This is a genomic window from Yersinia enterocolitica (assembly GCA_002082245.2).
Classification (GTDB): domain Bacteria; phylum Pseudomonadota; class Gammaproteobacteria; order Enterobacterales; family Enterobacteriaceae; genus Yersinia; species Yersinia enterocolitica_E.
This window is the reverse complement of the sequence record NBTC02000002.1, coordinates 2,832,756-2,852,538: the sequence shown is the minus strand read 5'-3', so window position 1 is coordinate 2,852,538 and position 19,783 is coordinate 2,832,756. Positions and strand designations below refer to the sequence as shown.

The following is a 19,783-nucleotide window of genomic DNA, read 5'->3' as shown; positions in this document are numbered from 1 at the left end:
TTTGTGAGATTAAGAGCCAGCTTCTTTGGCATGTGCTCTTGGCCTGAAGAAAACCAATCATAGAAGAATGGAGCTAAAACATGGCGTGGAATCAGCCCGGTAATAACGGACAGGACCGCGATCCGTGGGGGAGCAGCAATAATAATGGCGGCAACTCTGGCGGAAATAACAATAATAAAGGTGGTCGTGACCAAGGGCCGCCTGATCTGGATGATATCTTTCGAAAACTGAGCAAAAAACTGAGTAGCCTCGGTGGTAAAGGTGGCGGCAGCGGCAATGATAACAGTGGTACGACAAGAGGCCCTGGTTTCAGTGGCCGGATTGTGGGCATTGCTGTGGTTGCTGTGGTAGTTATCTGGGCGGCAAGTGGTTTCTATACAATTAAAGAAGCCGAGCGCGGTGTCGTTACTCGCTTGGGTAAATTAAGCCACATTGTGCAGCCTGGTTTGAACTGGAAACCGACCTTTATCGATGAAGTAACGCCAGTTAACGTTGAATCGGTACGTGAATTGGCAGCGTCCGGCGTGATGCTGACTTCTGATGAGAACGTGGTTCGCGTCGAAATGAACGTGCAGTACCGTGTGACTGATCCGGCCGCTTATCTGTTTAGCGTGACTAACCCGGACGACAGCTTGCGTCAGGCAACTGACAGCGCAGTACGTGGTGTTATTGGTAAATACACCATGGACAAAATCCTCACCGAAGGCCGTACCATCGTTCGTAGCGATACTCAACGTGTACTGGAAGAAACTATTCGTCCATACAATATGGGTATAACGCTGCTGGACGTTAACTTCCAGGCGGCGCGTCCACCAGAAGAAGTTAAAGCGGCATTTGATGATGCGATTGCAGCCCGTGAAAACGAACAACAGTATATTCGTGAAGCGGAAGCTTATACCAACGAAGTCCAACCACGGGCGAATGGTCAGGCGCAGCGTCTGTTAGAAGATGCGCGTGCTTATGCCGCACGTAAAGTGTTGGAAGCGCAGGGTGAAGTCGCAGGTTTTGCTAAGTTGTTGCCTGAGTATAAGGCGGCACCAGAAATTACCCGTGAGCGTCTATACATCGAAACGATGGAGAAGGTCCTCGGTCATACCCGCAAAGTACTAGCGAGTGATAAGGGTAATAGTCTGATGGTGTTACCACTGGACCAAATGCTGCGCGGCCAAGGTGCAGATAAGGCAGCGGATGGCAATAAAGACACAAGCCTGATTCGTCTGAATCCGCCTTCTTCTGCTAATAGCAGTCAAGAGTCTGGTGCAAGCAACGCCAATACCAGCTCAACCAGTGGCTCTATCATGGATCAGCGCCGGGCGAATGCTCAGCGTGATACTTCCACTCGCGTAGGGAGAGAATAACCAATGCGTAAGTCTTTTTTACTTATCGTCGTTGTGGTGTTAATCGCACTCTACGCTTCTCTGTTTGTGGTACAGGAAGGCCAGCGCGGCATCGTGCTACGCTTTGGCAAGGTATTACGTGATAGTGATAACAAGCCGCTGGTGTATGCACCGGGCTTGCACTTCAAAATACCGTTTATCGAAACCGTGAAAAGGTTGGATGCCCGTATTCAAACCATGGACAACCAGGCTGACCGTTTCGTTACCAACGAGAAGAAAGACCTGATTGTTGACTCCTATTTGAAATGGCGTATCAGCGATTTCAGTCGTTACTATCTGGCCACCGGTGGTGGTGATGTTTCTCAGGCCGAAGTGCTGCTGAAACGTAAGTTTAGTGACCGTTTGCGTTCTGAAATTGGTCGTTTGAACGTGCGTGACATCGTTACTGACTCACGTGGGCGTTTGACTTCAGATGTCCGTGATGCGCTGAACACCGGTAGTGTGGGTGATGAAGCTGTGACCACCGAAGCTGATGATGCAATTGCCTCTGCGGCAGCCCGTGTTGAGCAGGAAACCCGTGGCAAACAGCCTGCGGTTAACCCTAACAGTATGGCAGCGCTAGGGATTGAGGTCGTTGACGTGCGAATCAAGCAGATCAACTTACCGGCTGAAGTGTCTGATGCTATCTTCCAACGTATGCGTGCTGAGCGTGAAGCGGTAGCCCGTCGTCATCGTTCACAAGGTCAGGAAGAAGCAGAGAAGTTGCGTGCAACAGCTGACTATGAAGTAACACGTACACTGGCAGAAGCAGAACGTCAGGCGCGTATTACTCGTGGTGGCGGTGATGCAGAAGCAGCTCGTCTGTTTGCTGACGCATTCAGTAAAGACCCAGACTTTTATGCCTTCATTCGTAGCTTGCGTGCGTATGAAAACAGCTTTAACAGCGGCAATGATGTGATGGTTCTGAGCCCGGATAGCGATTTCTTCCGTTATATGAGGTCGCCGGATAACTCCAGCAAACGTCCATAACGGCTGTCGTTACAGCTCGTCTTGACCGTAACAATAAGGCCCGTTAACGCGGGCCTTTTCCATTTGAGACAAATAATGAATTCAACCATCTTGTTAGCATTGGGTCTGGTTTTGGTGCTCGAAGGGCTTGGCCCGATGCTGTACCCCAAAGCCTGGCGCAAAATGATTCAGGCGATGACCCAATTACCGGATGCCACTTTGCGCCGTTTTGGTGGCGGATTAGTGGTTGCTGGTGTGGTTATCTACTACATGTTGCGTAGCCGCATGGGTGGCTGAATGTAAGCACAAAAATTGTTCAGTTATGTGTTAAAAAGTACTGAAAGCAGCCGAATGAGATGTTAGAATCCTTTTTTAAGCAACCTGGTGATTTTTGAGATGGGTAAGAACGTCGTCGTACTGGGCACCCAATGGGGTGACGAAGGTAAGGGCAAGGTCGTTGACCTGCTGACTGAACGGGCTAATTATGTTGTGCGCTATCAAGGTGGTCACAACGCTGGCCATACTTTGGTTATCAACGGTGAGAAAACCGTTCTTCATTTAATTCCCTCAGGTATTCTGCGTGAAAACGTAACCAGCATCATCGGCAACGGTGTTGTATTGGCACCTGACGCTTTAATGAAAGAGATGACAGAGCTTGAAGCGCGCGGTGTGCCTGTACGTGAGCGACTGTTACTCTCCGAAGCATGCCCATTAATCCTGCCTTATCATGTGGCTTTGGATAATGCGCGTGAAAAAGCACGTGGTGAAAAAGCTATTGGTACTACCGGCCGTGGTATTGGTCCTGCTTATGAAGACAAAGTTGCCCGCCGTGGTCTGCGCGTCGGTGATTTGTTCAACAAAGAAACCTTCGCTATCAAACTGAAAGAAATTGTGGATTACCACAACTTCCAGTTAGTGCATTACTACAAAGCTGATGCAGTTGACTACCAAACAGTGCTGGATGAAGTATTAGCTATTGCTGATATTTTGACTGCCATGGTGGTTGATGTTTCTGACTTGCTGGACAGCGCCCGCAAGCGCGGTGATCTGATCATGTTCGAAGGCGCACAAGGCACCTTACTGGACATCGATCACGGTACTTATCCGTATGTAACTTCATCTAACACCACTGCTGGTGGCGTAGCCACCGGCTCTGGCTTGGGTCCACGTTATGTTGATTACGTCTTAGGTATCGTTAAAGCTTATTCCACCCGTGTAGGTGCAGGTCCATTCCCTACCGAGTTGAATGATGAAACTGGCGAATTCCTGCGTAAGCAAGGTAACGAATATGGCGCAACAACAGGCCGTAGCCGTCGTACCGGTTGGTTGGATATCGTTGCAGTGCGTCGCGCCGTGCAGATCAACTCCCTGTCTGGTTTCTGTATGACCAAACTGGACGTGTTAGATGGTCTGAAAGAAGTGAAGCTGTGTGTTGGCTACCGCATGCCAGATGGTCGCGAAGTTGATACTACCCCACTGGCTGCTGAAGGTTGGGAAGGTATCGAGCCAATTTACGAAACCATGCCAGGCTGGTCAGAAACCACCTTTGGTGTGAAAGAACATAGCAAGTTGCCACAGGCAGCCCTGAACTACATCAAACGAGTAGAAGAGCTGACCGGTGTTCCGGTTGATATTATCTCTACCGGTCCTGATCGTGAAGAAACCATGATCTTGCGCGACCCATTTGATGCATGATTCGTTTGATTTATGATTAAGTGGCTAACCGCCAAATAGTCAGAATTCAGACTTTAATAAACCGGGCTTAGGTCCGGTTTATTGTTTATACCCGTCATACTTCAAGCTGCATGTGCGTTGGCTACGTTCAATCACCCGAATCACTTACTCATGTAAGCTCATCGGGGTTAATGAGCCTCATCCTTGAGGTTCACCCTACGGGCTAGCATAAATGCTGTTCAAATCGGTTCCCGACCGATTTGTCTGTCTCTTGCCGCCTTCCTGCAACTCGAATTATTTAGGGTATATACCCTAAATACATTGTTAACTGCAAAGTCAGCTATTTTGGGTATAATGAGATGCAGAAGTGACCTCGGATATGCCGTTTTATACCAAAAGCGCCACCCTTCACCTAAATGATTAGCCGCAAGCTTTATGGCTGGTTTATCATTCAAAGAATATATCCGTCATACTTCAAGTTGCATGTGTGTTTGGCTGCCTTCATTCACCCTAATCACTTACTGATGTAAGCTCTTGGGGATTCGCTTAGTTGCCGCCTTCCTGTAACTCGAGTTATGTAGGATATGAGTTTTCTGAATCACACTTGGAATCGCACTTATAACCTATCCAAAAAGTGTTATTTCCGATGGGGTTAAGCCGGGTAAATTGATACTCAGGGGTATACGTGCAGTTAACAAGTTTTACTGATTATGGTTTGCGGGCGCTTACTTATATGGCCTCGCTACCGGAAGGCCAAATGACCAGCATTTCTCAGGTAACTGAGGTATATGGTGTGTCTCGCAATCATATGGTTAAAATAATCAATCAGTTGAGCCGTGTCGGTCTGGTGACCGCTGTGCGGGGCAAAAATGGTGGTATACGGTTGGGTAAACCGGCTAACCAAATTCTAATTGGTGATGTTGTGCGCCAACTGGAGCCACTGTCTCTGGTGAATTGCAGTAGTGATTTTTGCCACATAACACCCGCTTGTCGCCTGAAACAAGTGCTTAATCAGGCGGTACAGAGTTTCCTTAACGAGCTGGATAACTATACTTTGGCTGACATGGTTAAAGATAATTCCCCGCTCTACAAACTGTTACTTGTTGAGTAGATTTTTGCTTAATCAAAGATATATATACCCAAAGAACTTGGAGTTGCAGGTAGGCAGCCAGTAAACGAATCCCGATGAGCTTACACTGGTAAGTGATTCGGGTGAGAGCGCGCAGCTAACACCCCTGCGGCTTCAAGTACGCAGGGTATAAGACCTGCTGCTGACAACGGAGGAACCGCAATGTCACAAGATCCATTCTTGGAACGAGAAGCAGAAAAATATGAGTCACCGATCCCTAGTCGGGAATTCATTTTGGCTCATCTCGCGAAGCGCGAAACACCTGCCAGCCGTGAAGAGCTGGCCAATGAACTTAATTTAACCGGCGAAGAGCCTTTAGAGGCACTGCGTCGCCGCCTGCGCGCTATGGAGCGCGATGGGCAATTGGTCTTCACCCGTCGTCAGTGCTACGCCTTGCCTGAGCGTCTCGACTTACTGCGTGGGACTGTTATTGGTCACCGTGATGGTTTCGGCTTTTTACGCGTTGAAGGCAGTAAAGACGACCTGTATCTCTCCGCAGAACAGATGAAAACCGCCATTCATGGTGATGTGGTATTGGCCCAAGCAGTTGGCGCAGACCGCAAAGGCCGCCGTGAAGCACGTATCGTGCGTGTATTAGTACCGAAAACCAGCCAGATTGTTGGTCGTTACTTTACTGATGCCGGCACCGGTTTTGTGGTGCCAGATGATGGTCGATTGAGTTTTGACATTCTGATCCCGCCAGAGGCAATCAACGGTGCGCGGATGGGTTATATGGTGGTGGTCGAGTTGACTCAGCGCCCGACCCGCCGGACTAAAGCGGTAGGTAAGATTGTTGAAGTGCTCGGCGAAAATATGGGTACCAGCATGGCGGTGGATATCGCACTGCGTACCCATGAGATCCCCCATACCTGGCCGCCACAAGTTGAAAAACAAGTTGTGGATCTGAAAGAACAAGTACCGGAAGAGGCGAAGAAAGGGCGGGTGGATTTACGCAACCTGCCATTGGTCACTATTGATGGTGAAGATGCCCGCGACTTCGATGATGCTGTTTACTGTGAGAAGAAACGCGGTGGTGGCTGGCGCTTGTGGGTGGCGATTGCTGATGTCAGCTATTATGTGCGCCCACGCACCGCGCTGGATGATGAAGCTCGCAGCCGTGGTAACTCGGTTTACTTCCCGTCGCAAGTGGTTCCGATGCTGCCGGAAGTGCTCTCAAACGGCCTTTGCTCCCTGAATCCGCAGGTAGACCGCCTGTGCATGGTGTGTGAGATGACCATCTCCTCACAGGGTAAGCTGTCGTCGTATAAGTTCTACGAAGCAGTGATGAGCTCCCACGCACGTCTGACCTACACCAAAGTGTGGCGGATTATTGATGGTGAAGAGACACTGCGTGAGCAATATAAGCCGCTGGTGCCGCATCTGTTAGAACTGCATACCATGTATAAAGCGCTGGATCAGGCCCGTGCTGAGCGTGGTGGTATCGCGTTCGAAACCGAAGAAGCCAAGTTTATCTTCAACGCTGAACGGCGCATTGAACGTATTGAATCGACGGTGCGCAATGACGCGCATAAGTTGATTGAAGAGTGCATGATTTTGGCGAATATTGCAGCCGCTCGTTTTGTCGAAAAACACAACGAACCTGCATTGTTCCGTGTACATGACCGCCCAAGTGATGACCATATCTCCGCACTGCGTAGCGTGCTGAATGAGCTAGGCCTGACCTTAGGTGGCGGCTTGAAGCCCGAGCCGAAAGATTACGCTGTACTGATGGATGAAGTTGCCGATCGCCCGGACCATGAAATGCTGCAAACCATGTTGCTGCGCTCAATGAAACAGGCAATTTACGATCCAGAAAACCGGGGTCACTTTGGCCTGGCATTGGCCTCTTATGGCCATTTCACCTCACCAATCCGCCGTTATCCTGACTTGGCGATGCACCGCGCTATCAAGTACCAGCTCGCCAAAGAGCAAGGCAATCAGAAAGAGCGCTGGACACCAACCGGTGGCTGGCACAGTGAATACGAAGATATGCTGCAATTGGGCGAACACTGCTCAATGACTGAACGCCGCGCTGATGAAGCTACCCGTAACGTAGCGGACTGGCTGAAGTGTGATTTTATGCAGGATCAGGTTGGTAAAGACTTCACCGGGATCATTGCCAGTGTTACCGGCTTTGGTTTCTTCGTGCGTTTGGATGATCTGTTTATTGATGGTTTGGTGCATGTTTCCAGCCTGGATAATGATTATTACCGTTACGACAACATCGGCCAACGTCTGATCGGCGAATCCTCAGGTCAGGTTTACCGCTTGGGTGATACCGTAGAAATTCGGGTTGAGGCGGTACATATGGATGAGCGCAAAATTGACTTTGCTCTGGTCTCCAGTACCCGTAAGCCGCGCGGTGAGGGTAAAACAGCCCGTGATAAGGCGAAGAAAGCTGATGGGCAGCGCACGATGCGTGATACCTCAACCGGTCGTGGTGGGCGTGGTAGTTCATCTGGTGCTCCGCGCCGTGATGGCGCGCCAGCCGGTGGTGGGCAGCAACGGCCTCGTCGGGCAAAAAAACCAGTGAACTTCGAGCCGGATAGTGCATTCCGCCCAGCAGATGCCGCCGCTAAACTAGACGATAAAGCACTGGCTGAGAAAAAAGCCAAAGCGAAAGCAAAACGAGCGTCCGCTAAAACCAAAAAAATTGCCGCCGCCACCAAGGCCAAGCGTGCGAAGAAGAAAACCAGCAGCGACCAGTAATGGCCTGCTGATTGTCGGGCGGCCCCGGTCGCCCGCATTCGTTTACTTATTAATACTTAATCATTTATAAAAGAGCATCATGAGCGAAATTATTTACGGTATTCACGCCGTCAAAGCCCTGCTAGACAATGATCCGCAACGTTTCCTGGAAGTTTTTATTCTGAAGGGTCGTGACGATCGCCGTCTGCAACCTTTGGTCGCGGAACTGGAAGCTGCCGGTTTAGTGATTCAGGTGGCTAGCCGCCAATGGCTGGACTCTCAGGTTGAAGGGGGTGTCCATCAGGGGATCGTAGCGCGAGTGCGTGAAGGGCGTCAGTATCAGGAAAATGACTTACCTGCCCTGCTGGAAAGTGTGGATATGCCGTTCTTGCTGGTGCTGGATGGCGTAACTGACCCGCATAATCTCGGGGCATGTTTGCGTAGCGCCGATGCCGCCGGTGTCCATGCGGTTATTGTGCCACGCGATCGCTCGGCGCAGCTTAATGCTATTGCCAAGAAAGTGGCCAGTGGTGCCGCTGAGAATGTGCCATTGATTAAAGTGACTAATCTGGCGCGTACCCTGCGGTTACTGCAAGAACACAATGTCTGGATTGTTGGCACTGCCGGTGAAGCAGACCACACCTTGTATCAGAGCAAAATGACTGGCCCGATGGCGCTGGTGATGGGGGCTGAAGGTGAAGGCATGCGCCGTTTGACCCGTGAGCATTGCGATGAACTGATCAGTATTCCAATGGCGGGTACGGTTTCTTCGCTAAACGTCTCGGTTGCCACTGGGGTTTGCTTATTTGAAGTTGTGCGCCAGCGAGCATTGAAAGCGTAATATCTCTTTTGCTATTGAGTTCAGAAAGCCAGCATTTACGGATGCTGGCTTTTTTATAGGAATTTTAATTAAATCATCAGTGATATATAGGGCTTTCATCCCCGTTTGTGATGAGCCTGCCAGCAAAAATTCGCGCCTGCACCATACTTAACCCTGATTTATGAATGCCGATGGTACAGTTATATCCAAAGTAACTGAAGTTGCAGGTAGGCGGCAAGTGAACGAGTCCTGATGAGCGCACGACGGTGAGTGATTCGGGTGAGTAAGCGTAGCTAACACCCCTGCGGCTTCAGGTACGAAGGATAGAATACCGAAATGGAGGAAGGTATGGAGTGGCAGACTCACTTGGTTTTCAATCAGCCGGAGCCATTGTCGAACAGTAATTTATTTTTGTCTGACATGGCGTTGCGGGAAGCAGTGATGCGTGAACACGCTGGTTGGGATGGAGAGACTCTCTCTTTGATCGGGCTACAATTGGGATCACAGGAGTCTCTTGAACTTGGGCGGCTGGCAAACACCAATCCTCCTGAGTTATTGCGCTACGATGCTGCCGGGCAGCGGTTGAACCAAGTGCGATTTCATCCCGCGTGGTATATGTTAATGCAAGAGCTGGTCAATCATCGCCTGCATAATCTACCGTGGCAGGAAGATGCTCGAATCGGTTCTTTTGCCGCCCGTGCGGCGCGTTTTATCCTGCATGCACAGGTGGAAGCGGGCACGCTCTGCCCAATAACCATGACCTTTGGTGCTATCCCACTACTACAGCAAACACTCCCACCACTATTTCAAAACTGGCTATCGCCACTACTTTCTGATCGCTTTGATCCCCATCAGTCCATTGGTAGCCAGAAACGGGGCTTGTTGATAGGAATGGGCATGACAGAAAAACAGGGTGGTTCCGATGTACTCAGTAATACTACCCGGGCTGAGCCGCTGGAGGGGCGGGGCAATGGTGAGGCTTATCGTCTGGTGGGGCACAAGTGGTTTTTCTCGGTACCACAAAGTGATGCACACCTAGTGTTGGCGCAGACCGATGGCGGGCTATCCTGCTTCTTTCTGCCTAAAATATTGCCGGATGGCAGCTATAACGCCATTCGATTAGAACGGCTGAAAGATAAACTTGGCAACCGCTCCAATGCCAGCAGTGAAGTTGAGTTTGATAATGCGACTGCTTGGTTATTGGGGGATGAGGGCGACGGTGTGCGCCAAATTTTAAAAATGGGGGGCTATACCCGTTTTGATTGTGCGCTGGGTAGCCATGGTCTGATGCGGCGTGCCTTTTCCGTCGCGCTGTATCATGCGTGGCAGCGGCAGGCCTTTGGTAAGCCACTGGTAGACCAACCTTTGATGCGACAAGTGCTGAGCCGCATGGCATTGCGTCTGGAGGGGCATACAGCACTGCTGATGCGCTTAGCTAGCGCCTGGGGAAAGTCAGATGAGGCTCATGAGAAGATATTTAGCCGTCTACTCACTCCTGCGGCTAAATATCGGGTATGTGGGCAAGGCAGTGGGTTTGTTGCCGAGGCGATGGAGGTGCTGGGTGGGATTGGCTATTGTGAGCAGAGTGAACTGCCACGGCTCTATCGTGAAATGCCGGTAAACAGTATTTGGGAAGGTTCCGGCAATATTATGTGCCTTGATGTGTTGCGCACATTTCGCAAACTACCGGCAGCCCTTGAGATGCTACAGCAGGAGTTCTATCCGGTTCGCGGGCAGAATCGATTGTTTGATCGTGCGTGGCGGCAATTACAGCAGCGGCTGAAAAACCCCAAAGAGGAACAAGGGCGGGCATTAACTCAGCAACTGTTCGATCTGTGTTGTGCTTCTCAGCTACTGCGTTTTGCCTCACCACCACTGGCCGATGCCTGGTGCCGCATGACCTTGGATCACCGTGATCAATATATGCTGCCGGAAGCGGTTTGCGCGCGACTGCTCAGTCGCGGCAGCGGCTTTCAATAGGGGAATCAGCAGTCAGCAGCAATGAGTTACTTATACAGCAGTGCGTTGGCATACCAGGTGCCGGGATAAATGCTGTCGGACAACATAATAATCAAATAGTAGGGCGCGCCACTGGCATTAGCCCTACGTTGAATTTCGGCTTCTATATCCATCGGGCTACCAAATACCTGTGCTGAGACGGTGCCTACTTTTTGCAAATTAAGGCTCTGGGCGCGGGTAATTTCTTGTGCATAAGGCTGGATTGCAGGAGGGGGGGCTGGTGTCGTATGCAAAACACTACAACCCGAAAGCCCGAGCGCCAGCAGCAAAACCCCCATCACACGTTTTATCTTCATTTATTGCCTCTTTATCAACGGCGCGGTTACCGTAAAACCCCAAGGTGAAGCGTAATATCTTGGAAGAAATTGATTTAAGACTTTATATCCTCATTTTGGCACACTGCCTTGTTCCTTGGGTATATTACGCTGGTTTTTCCTGTTTACGCGCCGCTGCATCAATAAAGGATTTTTGCCATGATTGAGATATCGCTGGAAAATATTAATGGTATTGAGGTGATTCATGCTACCCCTGCGGGTAAACGCCAGCAGCAGCTACCGACCATTTTTTTCTATCATGGCTACACCTCATCGAAAGAGGTCTATTCCTACTTCGCCTATGCCTTCGCACAAGCCGGTTTTCGCACCATCTTGCCAGATGCGGATATGCACGGTGCGCGGTTTAACGGTGATGAATCACAGCGCTTATCCTATTTCTGGGAGATCCTGAAATCAAACATTGATGAGTTGCCTGCGATTAAACAATATTATCAACAAGCAGGATTGATTGACGGTGATCGCATTGGCGTGGCGGGTGCATCAATGGGCGGTATGACCACATTGGGGGCGTTTGCTCGCTATCCATGGGTGAAAGTGGCCGCAGACTTTATGGGGTCAGGTGATTTTACCTCACTGGCCCGCTCACTGTTTCCGCCATTGAAAGCGGGGCAGCCGGTCAACGCTGCTGAATTTGAGCGCCGTTTAGCGCCGTTGGCGGATTATGAACTGAACCATCAGTTAGAAAAGATTGCAGAGCGGCCCTTATTGGTCTGGCATGGCGAGGCTGATGAAGTGGTGCCAGCAGCAGAAAGTACGCGATTGGTACAGGCGTTAAGGGCTAGCGGGCGCGCTAATCAGCTAACCTATATTACCGAGGCCGGTATTGGCCACAAAATTACCCCAAGTGCATTAAAGGCTGGAGTCACATTCTTCAGCAGCCACTTATAAAAAAGCCCCCAAAGGTCTGGGGGCAAGGGCATATCAAAGGGCTTTTTTGGTTGTTGGTCGTCGTATTCACCGGTGTTGTATCTATACTGCTGCGTCTAACGGTAAATCTCAGCATTGACCCGAATTGAGCTGTTGCTACCCGGCTCATGCATCTGAGTAATGTGGTATGCCGTAGCGCCGCGCTCATCAGCCATTTTGCTAATTTGTGCCACGGCGTCATCCGGTGACACCACATTATGGTTAAGAGAGATCTCGCCGATACTGACACGCTGCTGCTGCATCGCTTCCTGGCGGCTGATTTCTGTGGCGGCAAACGTGTTGGCGGATAAGAGCAAACTGACTGTGGCTGCGATGATGAGTGTATGTCTCATAGGTGACTCCAATATTTTATACCCGTCATACTTCAAGTAGCAGGCGCGTTGGCTGCCTTCGTTCACCCCAGTCACTTACTGGTGTAAGCTCCTGAGGATTTGCTCAGTTACCGCCTTCCTGCAACTCGAATTATTTAGAGTATGTTTATATACTTTGAATAACTTTCCATTAACGCTACCGCTTAATATGCGGTGGATGTAAATAATTCTAGTCGCTTTTGTTAATTTAAAAATACGTAGTAATTGATTCACTTGGTCAAAAAAAATGAATGATATTTTCACTGAGCCAATGATTTTATTGAAAGATTTAATAGACTAATGGATCTACATCCATTGGTTATTTAATGAACAAAAAATGCCTTTTTAGCGAAGTAAGGGCCAGAACAAGAATAAATCCCCGTCAGTTCTTGAGTTTCAAACCGCCCGCAAGTATAGTTACGCGTCATTTTTCAGCCGCACACAAACACGTTCCTTGCCTCCATGGGCCGCGGTTGACCCTATCAGGAGGCTGAATAATCCGTAAGGAGCAATAATCGATGCGTCATTACGAAATCGTTTTTATGGTCCATCCTGACCAAAGCGAACAGGTTCCGGGCATGATCGAGCGCTATAGTGCAACTATCACTAATGCTGCTGGTACCATTCACCGTCTGGAAGACTGGGGCCGCCGTCAACTGGCTTACCCGATCAATAAACTGCATAAAGCTCACTACGTTCTGCTGAACGTTGAAGCCCCGCAGGAAGCGATCGATGAGCTGGAAACAAACTTCCGCTTCAACGACGCCGTTATCCGTAGCATGGTTATGCGCGTTAAACACGCGGTAACTGAAGCATCACCAATGGTTAAAGCGAAAGACGAACGCCGTGAGCGTCACGACTTCGCATCAGAAGCCAATGATGATTCTGAAGCTGGGGATTCTGAAGAGTAATTGCCGTGGTGACCACTAATCGTCTGGTACTTTCTGGCACAGTGTGCAAGACGCCGGTTCGAAAAGTAAGTCCTTCTGGTATTCCGCATTGTCAATTTGTGCTTGAGCACCGATCAACACAGCAGGAAGCCGGATTTAGCCGACAAACATGGTGCAGAATGCCGGTTATTGTCAGCGGACAAAAGTCACAAGCATTAACTCACAGTATAACGGTCGGCAGTCAGTTAACCGTTGAAGGCTTCATTAGCTGCCATCAAGGTCGCAATGGGCTGAACAAATTGGTTCTGCATGCCGAGCAGATTGAATTTATAGATTCTGGAGACTAGCCAAATGGCACGTTATTTCCGTCGTCGCAAGTTCTGCCGTTTTACCGCGGAAGGCGTTGTAGAGATTGATTATAAAGATATCGCTACGCTGAAAAACTATATCACTGAAAGTGGTAAAATTGTCCCGAGCCGTATTACCGGTACTCGCGCAAAATACCAGCGTCAGCTCGCCCGTTGTATCAAGCGCGCACGCTACCTGTCTTTGTTGCCGTACACTGATCGTCATCAGTAATCGGCCACTGTCCATTAACGACTTTGAGAGGATAAGGTAATGCAAGTTATTCTGCTTGATAAAGTAGCAAACCTGGGCAGCCTGGGTGACCAAGTGAACGTTAAAGCGGGCTATGCTCGTAACTTCTTGGTTCCACAAGGTAAAGCTGTTCCGGCAACGAAGAAAAACGTAGAGTTCTTTGAAGCACGCCGTGCAGAATTGGAAGCCAAATTGGCTGGCGTTCTGGCTGCTGCTGAAGCTCGCGCAACCAAAATTAACGAACTGGGCAGTGTCACCATCGCGTCTAAATCTGGCGATGAAGGCAAACTGTTCGGCTCTATCGGTACTCGTGATATCGCTGACGCAGTAACTGCGGCTGGCGTTGAAGTTACCAAGAGCGAAGTTCGTTTGCCGAATGGCGTTCTGCGTACCACAGGTGATCATGAAGTTCACTTCCAGGTACACAGCGACGTGTTCGCTAAACTGAACGTGATCGTGGTTGCAGAAGCGTAAGTTACGCTGCTGTTAACCTGCTAAAACGCCAGCCTCGTGCTGGCGTTTTGCTATCTGGTGGTTGATGAAAATAGCCATCTGCATGTTTGGCTCAACACTAAAAGCTTAACCCGCCGCTAAAATTTCAAACTTGCACTCTTCGGCGGCAACACCTGAACACTGGTAAATTTCTAGAAAAGGATTTTGTTGGTACACCCAGAGTGGTTGCCCATTGACCGATACTGGCCAAGTTTTATTACCGTAGAACATATCTATCTGCCTACCTTGCGCCTGCAAGTTATAGGTACACTTTTGAAACTCACCCTGTCCAACGATATTGTTTTTATCACTATCAATGATGATCAGCGCTTCACTAAAATTTTTAACTGAACTGTTTGGTGGAAGGGTACCTTGTAATATGCCAACCCATTCTTCATTACCTGCCGCAGGTGCACTGTAAACTCCACCAATCTGTTTAATTGTATCCACTGGCGGGCAATGCAACTGAGCTAAGGTACCAAACGAGGTGAATAGCATTAAAAAAGGTAATTTGTATTTCATATCATAGTCACTCCCTTTATTTCTCCCCGCTATCTTTCAGGCTGCTGGTGTGTTGGCGATAGTCATGACTCTTGGGGACGCTCATCGGGTTCTATGCGCTTGTCGCCTGGCTGCATCTTGAAATCTATTGGGTATATGAATGTGGTTATCAATGGTGGATGGCGTTAACCATCCAGAAAACAACCTAATTCGGAAGAGACGACGTGACAATATCAAAGAAGGTAACGGGCAGGACAAAAGTGGCTATGGATAACGGCGCTTAACGGTCGCGACGATAACTGCCATCGCTCTGCCGGGTAAACAGCACTTCTGTATTATTGGTGGTTTCAATGGCCAGTGCGGCAACTACACCTTGAGCGTCCAACATAATTTTAATTTCTTGCCCAGCTTTCAGATTACTCAATGGCTTATCGCTACCCTCAACCTGTGCCATCGCAAAAACTTCATTGACCGGCAGGTTATTATCACGGAATAACTGTGCCAGTGTTTTCCCTGATTGAATTTGATAACTTTGCCAATTTCCCTGCGTCAAAGTCGGTGGTTCGGGTTCGGGAGACGCCACCGTTGGCGGTGGCGGAGCATCAAGATTGCCCTGTAATTGGGCTTGTAGTGGCGCGCTGCTGGACGGCGCGCTCACTGGGAAGGAAAGGTTGGTGTTATCCCGCGATGCGGGCCACAGCAGTGCCAGCAGCAATACAGCGGTGGCGACAATAACCCAGCGGCGATGGAACAGAGGCAAAGGTTCCATCCATTCGAAACTGTCCGGCAAATGCCAGATTTTCAGCAGCAGACCTTTGATCCCTTTTTCTGCTGTGGCGGTTGCCACGGATTCAGGGGGCACATTAACGTTTGCAGAAACGCTATCTTCGATAGTAACAACGTTCTCCGCAGAGGCTGTGTGCTCAGGCGCACTGATTTCAGACATCAGGTTTTGCTCATCGGCAGCTTTAGAATCCGGCATGATCTTCTGCCTAATCGTCAGCCAGGTGTGCAGCAGTGGTTGATAAACCCGATTATTCTTCCTTCTCCTGGGCGCGATTCTGCCCATGGTAACCTCTCTTCAACAACGTAAAACAACATAAAATTAAATATGGGCGGTAACCCCATAGGCTTCTAAGTATATACCTTTATCCCCGTTACCTTCCAAACTACGGTTTGTTGGGTGCTTTTAATTACCCGAATCACTGGCTTGAGCCATTCAACGGGGTCCACGCGCGGGGTGTCATTGTTTCTTTTTCTTCGACAAAAGTCATCATTCACGACGCAAGATTTTACCGCGCTCCCCTGCTGCTGTTATGCTGGCAGCTTCAATATGATGAGTGACTAAAGGAAAATCCATGACGACCCCTTCTTTTGATAGCGTTGAAGCGCAAGCGAGCTACGGAATTGGTTTACAAATCGGGCAGCAATTGCAAGAGTCCGGGCTGGAAGGTTTATTGCCAGAAGCACTGTTGGCAGGTTTGCGTGACGCGATGGAAGGGAATGCACCGACCGTCCCGGTTGATGTAATACATCGCGCACTACAAGAAGTGCACGAAAAGGCTGATAAAGTGCGTGTTGATCGCCAGAGTGCGTTGGTAGAAGAAGGCAAAACCTTCTTAGAAGAAAATGCCAAGCGTGATGATGTGACCACCACTGAGTCTGGCTTACAGTTCTCCGTGTTACAGGCTGGCGAAGGCCCGATCCCATCCCGCCAGGACCGTGTTCGTGTGCACTATACGGGCCGTCTGGTTGACGGTACGGTATTTGATAGCTCAGTTGAACGTGGCCAGCCAGCAGAATTCCCGGTCAGTGGTGTTATTCCTGGTTGGATTGAAGCCTTATCCATGATGCCAGTAGGTTCTAAGTGGAAGTTGTACATCCCGCACGGCCTGGCTTATGGCGAGCGTGGCGCGGGTGCGACTATTCCACCTTTCAGCGCATTGATGTTTGAAGTGGAACTGCTGGAAATTCTGTAATTTCTGCATGCGGTGAAACCAGAAAGGGCGGCGTGATGTCGCCCTTTTGCATTTATTGATGCCGGCCATGACCAATAGCGAGATTATTCGCCTTTTAGCGCGCGCGGGAACAGCAAATTGTTTTCCAGATGAATATGTTCCATTAGATCAGTTATGAATTCATTGATACCGGTGTAGAGTGCCCGCCAGGTATTGCAGGCTCCTTCTGGTGGGGTGACATTTTGTGTTAACTGTTTTACCACTTCTAGCTGCTGCCCAACTGCATCGTGTTCCGCTTCCATCACAAATATTGGCCCACCAGCCTGAGACCCCATACCACGGGTTATCATTGGGAACAGAATTTGTTCCTCTTTGTACATATGCTGGGTTAGCTCTTCTAAAATTGCAGTAAGTTCAACCGCCAGTCCACGCGGACAGGCTGGTTTCTCGCCGTGTACCCGTTCAACTTTTTCCGCCATCAGAATTAATTCCGGTAACTGCTCACGATGGCGGTTATGGTAGCGGCTGATAATAAAATCGATGATATTAGCCAGCGACTGCTGTTGCCAATCTTCAGATGACTGAGGCTCGGATTGCAAGGCACTCAGTTGTGCTTCCAGCTCATCGATATCCAGGTTCAGCTTATTGGCTGCGCGTAGCAGTGTCTGTTTACCACCACAGCAGAAATCGAGCTGGTGGTGACGGAATAATTTTGTGGCTCGTGGAATAGCGATAGCCAGGGCACCGAGAGACTGATTGCGGTAATCCATAATGACACCTCATTGAATAGTTAAACGCCTATAACATGCATAATAAATACATGTTATAGATTGCGATATAACCACAAAGAGGTACTTGTGAAAAGTAACAGCGCGTTGAAGCGCTGTTATCCGAGATTATTTGTTCTGTAAGTCGATTTGATAAACGGCAAAGCCAATTTCATCAGTACCTTGTGCTTTCATCGGGTACTGCGCTTTTTGCTTGATAAATTCAGCGGCTTTAGCACTTGGTGACGTTTCAAAGCGGATATCCAGTGGCTGCTTACTGTCGATCGTTGCCAGACGCCAGTTATTATCAGCCTGTGGGGTAACTTGCCCGTGTTTCTTGGTTTCAGCACTGATATAAGCTGACAGTACCGCCCGGTTTTCATCAGGAGAAGCAAATGCAATATGGCTGTCACCCGTACCGGCAAATTTACCGCTATAAGCCCGATAGTTGTTGGTCGCAATCAGGAATGTGGCTTTCGGATCGATAGGTTTGCCATTAAATGTCAGGTTTTTAATCCGTTCGGCTTTATCGTTGATCAGTGCGCATTCACCGTCATAGCGCGCAGGTTGGCTGACATCGATTTCATATTTCACGCCATCGATAACATCAAAATTATAAGTACGGAAACCATCCCAGTTAATCAACGATTGTGGCTTGCTGCTGGTCACATCAATTTGATTGAATTGCGCGGCAGAGCACTCTAACCATTGCTTAACTTCTGCCCCACTGGCTTTCACCACCACCAGTGTGTTCGGGTACAGATAGAGATCGGCGGCATTACGGAAGGTCAGCTCGCCTTTTTCCACTTCAACGAAACTGGCGGGATCATTTTTACGCCCGCCGGCTTTGAAGGGGGCAGCGGCAGAGAGTACCGGCAAATTGGCTAAATCGGGGTCGCCTTGAATAAAGTGTTCGGTATAGGCGCGTTGAGCATTGTTCACAATCTGCACTGTCGGGTCATCTTGGATGAGTGCCAGATAGCTGTACATATTGTCCGATGCTGTGCCGATCGGCTGACTGACGAAGTCACGAGTACCCTGATGGTCTGCTGCTAGCACTTTTACCAGATTGGCATCTTCGGTTGCCAGCGATTTTTGTGCTGCTTTATCATAGATTGGGCGTGCTTCAGCTTTGGCTCCAGTAACTTGCCATGGGCCTTTATCATTATTCAGGACGAAATCGACCACCCCCAGATGATCACCCCACTGGCCCGGCATTACTGCTGCAATACCATTTAAGGTGCCTTGAGCGATATCAGCACCTTTGATGGCGGCAAAATCTTTACTGGGGAAAACGGCATGGGCGTGGCCGAACATGATGGCATCGATCCCCGCAACCTGGCTGAGATAATAAACTGAGTTTTCCGCCATGGTTTTATAAGGATCACTGGAAAGCCCAGAGTGCGGGATAGCCACCACCAAATCAGCACCTTGCTTGCGCATCTCAGGTACCCATTTTTTGGCCGTTTCAGTGATGTCGTTAACGGTCACTTTTCCGCTCAGATTTGCTTTATCCCATATCATCACTTGTGGCGGGACAAAACCAATGTAACCAATGCGCAAGTTATGGGTTTTACCTTCACGATCTTGCACTGGCGTGTCGACAATCAGATAAGGCTGGAACAGCGGCTTACCGGTTTTCACATCAATCACGTTGGCATTCACATAGGGGAATTTTGCGCCAGCTAGCGATTTTTTCAGATAATCCAGACCGTAGTTAAACTCATGGTTACCGATATTCCCCACCGCATAATCCAGCGTATTCATTGCTTTGTAGACTGGGTGAATTTCTCCGGCTTTCAATCCCTTGGCTGCCATATAGTCACCAAGCGGGCTACCTTGGATCAGGTCACCGTTATCCACCAGTACGCTGTTGGTTGCTTGTTGGCGGGCAGCACTGATCAGGCTTGCAGTGCGCACCAGACCAAACTTTTCGGTAGGTTTATCTTTGTAGTAATCAAAATCCATCATATTGCTGTGCAGGTCGGTGGTTTCCAATACCCGCAAATCAACGGTAGCAGCAGTTGCTACAGACATTGAAGTCGCGACAGCAATCAGGCTGGCAAGAAGAGATAACGTCAGCGGACGCGTGATCATGGCTTTCTCCATTAAAATCTATTCGACATGTATCGCAAAAGAATATGTAACTTTAATTAATTGCTACAACAAAGTGTGAAGTTTGGCAGAAAACGCCCTAGGATAACGCGCAGAAGTTCACAGTTGTGGCAGGTTAATCCCACTGATTTTATTGGAAGTTACCGACATTGATGGCTATTTGGTAGGAATCTTAT

General features: G+C 49.3%; 21 protein-coding genes and 3 pseudogenes. 16 read left to right on the top strand and 8 right to left on the bottom strand.

All coding sequences use genetic code 11. The features are described 5' to 3' along the window. Positions 1-80: 80 nt before the first annotated feature. The 5 genes from A6J66_014525 to A6J66_014505 all read left to right on the top strand — a co-directional run bounded on the left by A6J66_014525 (position 81) and on the right by A6J66_014505 (position 5,130). The gene (locus A6J66_014525) at positions 81-1,358 is read left to right on the top strand and encodes an FtsH protease activity modulator HflK (protein ID PNM25289.1); all 1,278 of its coding nucleotides are present in this window, start codon (positions 81-83) and stop codon (positions 1,356-1,358) included. A 3-nt stretch (positions 1,359-1,361) separates the two neighbouring features. Then, a complete protein-coding gene (locus tag A6J66_014520; protein PNM25288.1) occupies positions 1,362-2,366 on the top strand; it encodes a protease modulator HflC in 1,005 nt (334 codons plus the stop codon). 75 nt (positions 2,367-2,441) lie between these two features. Continuing rightward, the gene (locus A6J66_014515; protein ID PNM25287.1) at positions 2,442-2,642 is read left to right on the top strand and encodes a DUF2065 domain-containing protein; all 201 of its coding nucleotides are present in this window, start codon (positions 2,442-2,444) and stop codon (positions 2,640-2,642) included. Positions 2,643-2,741: 99 nt separating this feature from the next. Then, entirely contained in the window at positions 2,742-4,040 is a 1,299-nt protein-coding gene (locus tag A6J66_014510) for an adenylosuccinate synthase (protein PNM25286.1), read from the top strand. 664 nt (positions 4,041-4,704) lie between these two features. Then, positions 4,705-5,130, top strand: coding sequence for an HTH-type transcriptional repressor NsrR (locus tag A6J66_014505; GenBank protein PNM25285.1), 426 nt, complete (start codon positions 4,705-4,707; stop codon positions 5,128-5,130). 12 nt (positions 5,131-5,142) lie between these two features. On the opposite strand, the pseudogene A6J66_014500 reads toward A6J66_014505, so the two are convergent. Beyond that, positions 5,143-5,235 (bottom strand): annotated as a pseudogene (locus A6J66_014500) (methionine aminopeptidase). A 75-nt stretch (positions 5,236-5,310) separates the two neighbouring features. Between A6J66_014500 and A6J66_014495 the strand changes: the two are divergent. Both A6J66_014495 and A6J66_014490 read left to right on the top strand, forming a co-directional pair. Next, positions 5,311-7,857 carry a ribonuclease R gene (locus A6J66_014495; protein PNM25284.1) on the top strand — a complete coding sequence of 849 codons (2,547 nt, stop codon included), beginning with the start codon at positions 5,311-5,313 and terminating at the stop codon, positions 7,855-7,857. 79 nt (positions 7,858-7,936) lie between these two features. Further along, a complete protein-coding gene (locus A6J66_014490) occupies positions 7,937-8,677 on the top strand; it encodes a 23S rRNA (guanosine(2251)-2'-O)-methyltransferase RlmB (protein ID PNM25283.1) in 741 nt (246 codons plus the stop codon). A 147-nt stretch (positions 8,678-8,824) separates the two neighbouring features. Here the strand turns inward: A6J66_014490 and A6J66_014485 are convergent, their stop codons facing one another. Next, entirely contained in the window at positions 8,825-9,022 is a 198-nt protein-coding gene (locus A6J66_014485) for a hypothetical protein (protein PNM25282.1), read from the bottom strand. Between A6J66_014485 and A6J66_014480 the strand changes: the two genes are divergently transcribed. Continuing rightward, the gene (locus A6J66_014480; protein PNM25281.1) at positions 8,993-10,636 is read left to right on the top strand and encodes an isovaleryl-CoA dehydrogenase; all 1,644 of its coding nucleotides are present in this window, start codon (positions 8,993-8,995) and stop codon (positions 10,634-10,636) included. The two genes, A6J66_014485 and A6J66_014480, sit on opposite strands and share 30 nt — an antisense overlap. A 26-nt stretch (positions 10,637-10,662) precedes the next feature. Here A6J66_014480 and A6J66_014475 read toward each other — a convergent pair whose 3' ends face one another. Continuing rightward, the gene (locus A6J66_014475; GenBank protein ID PNM25280.1) at positions 10,663-10,971 is read right to left on the bottom strand and encodes a biofilm peroxide resistance protein BsmA; all 309 of its coding nucleotides are present in this window, start codon (positions 10,969-10,971) and stop codon (positions 10,663-10,665) included. A gap of 177 nt (positions 10,972-11,148) precedes the next feature. On the opposite strand from A6J66_014475, the gene A6J66_014470 reads away from it, so the two are divergent. Continuing rightward, on the top strand, positions 11,149-11,898 hold the full coding sequence (locus A6J66_014470) for an esterase (GenBank protein ID PNM25279.1): 750 nt from the start codon (positions 11,149-11,151) through the stop codon (positions 11,896-11,898). A 95-nt stretch (positions 11,899-11,993) separates the two neighbouring features. On the opposite strand, the gene A6J66_014465 is transcribed toward A6J66_014470, so the two are convergent. Continuing rightward, positions 11,994-12,269 carry a DUF1471 domain-containing protein gene (locus A6J66_014465; protein PNM25278.1) on the bottom strand — a complete coding sequence of 92 codons (276 nt, stop codon included), beginning with the start codon at positions 12,267-12,269 and terminating at the stop codon, positions 11,994-11,996. Positions 12,270-12,282: 13 nt separating this feature from the next. Here A6J66_014465 and A6J66_014460 point away from each other — a divergent pair. The 6 genes and pseudogenes from A6J66_014460 to A6J66_014435 all read left to right on the top strand — a co-directional run bounded on the left by A6J66_014460 (position 12,283) and on the right by A6J66_014435 (position 14,248). Beyond that, positions 12,283-12,471: pseudogene (locus tag A6J66_014460) on the top strand (hypothetical protein). 141 nt (positions 12,472-12,612) lie between these two features. After that, a pseudogene (locus tag A6J66_014455) lies at positions 12,613-12,792 on the top strand (hypothetical protein). 13 nt (positions 12,793-12,805) lie between these two features. Then, positions 12,806-13,198: a 30S ribosomal protein S6 gene (locus A6J66_014450; GenBank protein ID PNM25277.1), complete on the top strand. Its 393-nt coding sequence runs from the start codon at positions 12,806-12,808 to the stop codon at positions 13,196-13,198. A 5-nt stretch (positions 13,199-13,203) separates the two neighbouring features. After that, a complete protein-coding gene (locus A6J66_014445) occupies positions 13,204-13,524 on the top strand; it encodes a primosomal replication protein N (protein ID PNM25276.1) in 321 nt (106 codons plus the stop codon). 4 nt (positions 13,525-13,528) lie between these two features. Continuing rightward, the gene (gene rpsR / locus A6J66_014440; GenBank protein ID PNM25275.1) at positions 13,529-13,756 is read left to right on the top strand and encodes a 30S ribosomal protein S18; all 228 of its coding nucleotides are present in this window, start codon (positions 13,529-13,531) and stop codon (positions 13,754-13,756) included. A gap of 39 nt (positions 13,757-13,795) precedes the next feature. Further along, a complete protein-coding gene (locus A6J66_014435) occupies positions 13,796-14,248 on the top strand; it encodes a 50S ribosomal protein L9 (protein PNM25274.1) in 453 nt (150 codons plus the stop codon). Between the two features lie 105 nt (positions 14,249-14,353). Here A6J66_014435 and A6J66_014430 read toward each other — a convergent pair whose 3' ends face one another. Together A6J66_014430 and A6J66_014425 are read right to left on the bottom strand one after the other, a co-directional pair. Further along, a complete protein-coding gene (locus A6J66_014430; GenBank protein PNM25273.1) occupies positions 14,354-14,788 on the bottom strand; it encodes a DUF3757 domain-containing protein in 435 nt (144 codons plus the stop codon). 259 nt (positions 14,789-15,047) lie between these two features. Continuing rightward, positions 15,048-15,836, bottom strand: coding sequence for a lysine transporter LysM (locus A6J66_014425; GenBank protein ID PNM25272.1), 789 nt, complete (start codon positions 15,834-15,836; stop codon positions 15,048-15,050). A gap of 289 nt (positions 15,837-16,125) precedes the next feature. Here A6J66_014425 and A6J66_014420 point away from each other — a divergent pair, with 289 nt between their 5' ends. Beyond that, entirely contained in the window at positions 16,126-16,746 is a 621-nt protein-coding gene (locus A6J66_014420; GenBank protein ID PNM25271.1) for a peptidylprolyl isomerase, read from the top strand. A gap of 83 nt (positions 16,747-16,829) precedes the next feature. Here the strand turns inward: A6J66_014420 and A6J66_014415 are convergent, their stop codons facing one another. Together A6J66_014415 and cpdB are read right to left on the bottom strand one after the other, a co-directional pair. Further along, on the bottom strand, positions 16,830-17,495 hold the full coding sequence (locus A6J66_014415; protein ID PNM25270.1) for an iron-sulfur cluster repair protein YtfE: 666 nt from the start codon (positions 17,493-17,495) through the stop codon (positions 16,830-16,832). A gap of 126 nt (positions 17,496-17,621) precedes the next feature. Beyond that, on the bottom strand, positions 17,622-19,601 hold the full coding sequence (cpdB, locus tag A6J66_014410) for a bifunctional 2',3'-cyclic-nucleotide 2'-phosphodiesterase/3'-nucleotidase (GenBank protein ID PNM25269.1): 1,980 nt from the start codon (positions 19,599-19,601) through the stop codon (positions 17,622-17,624). Positions 19,602-19,783 lie beyond the last annotated feature (182 nt).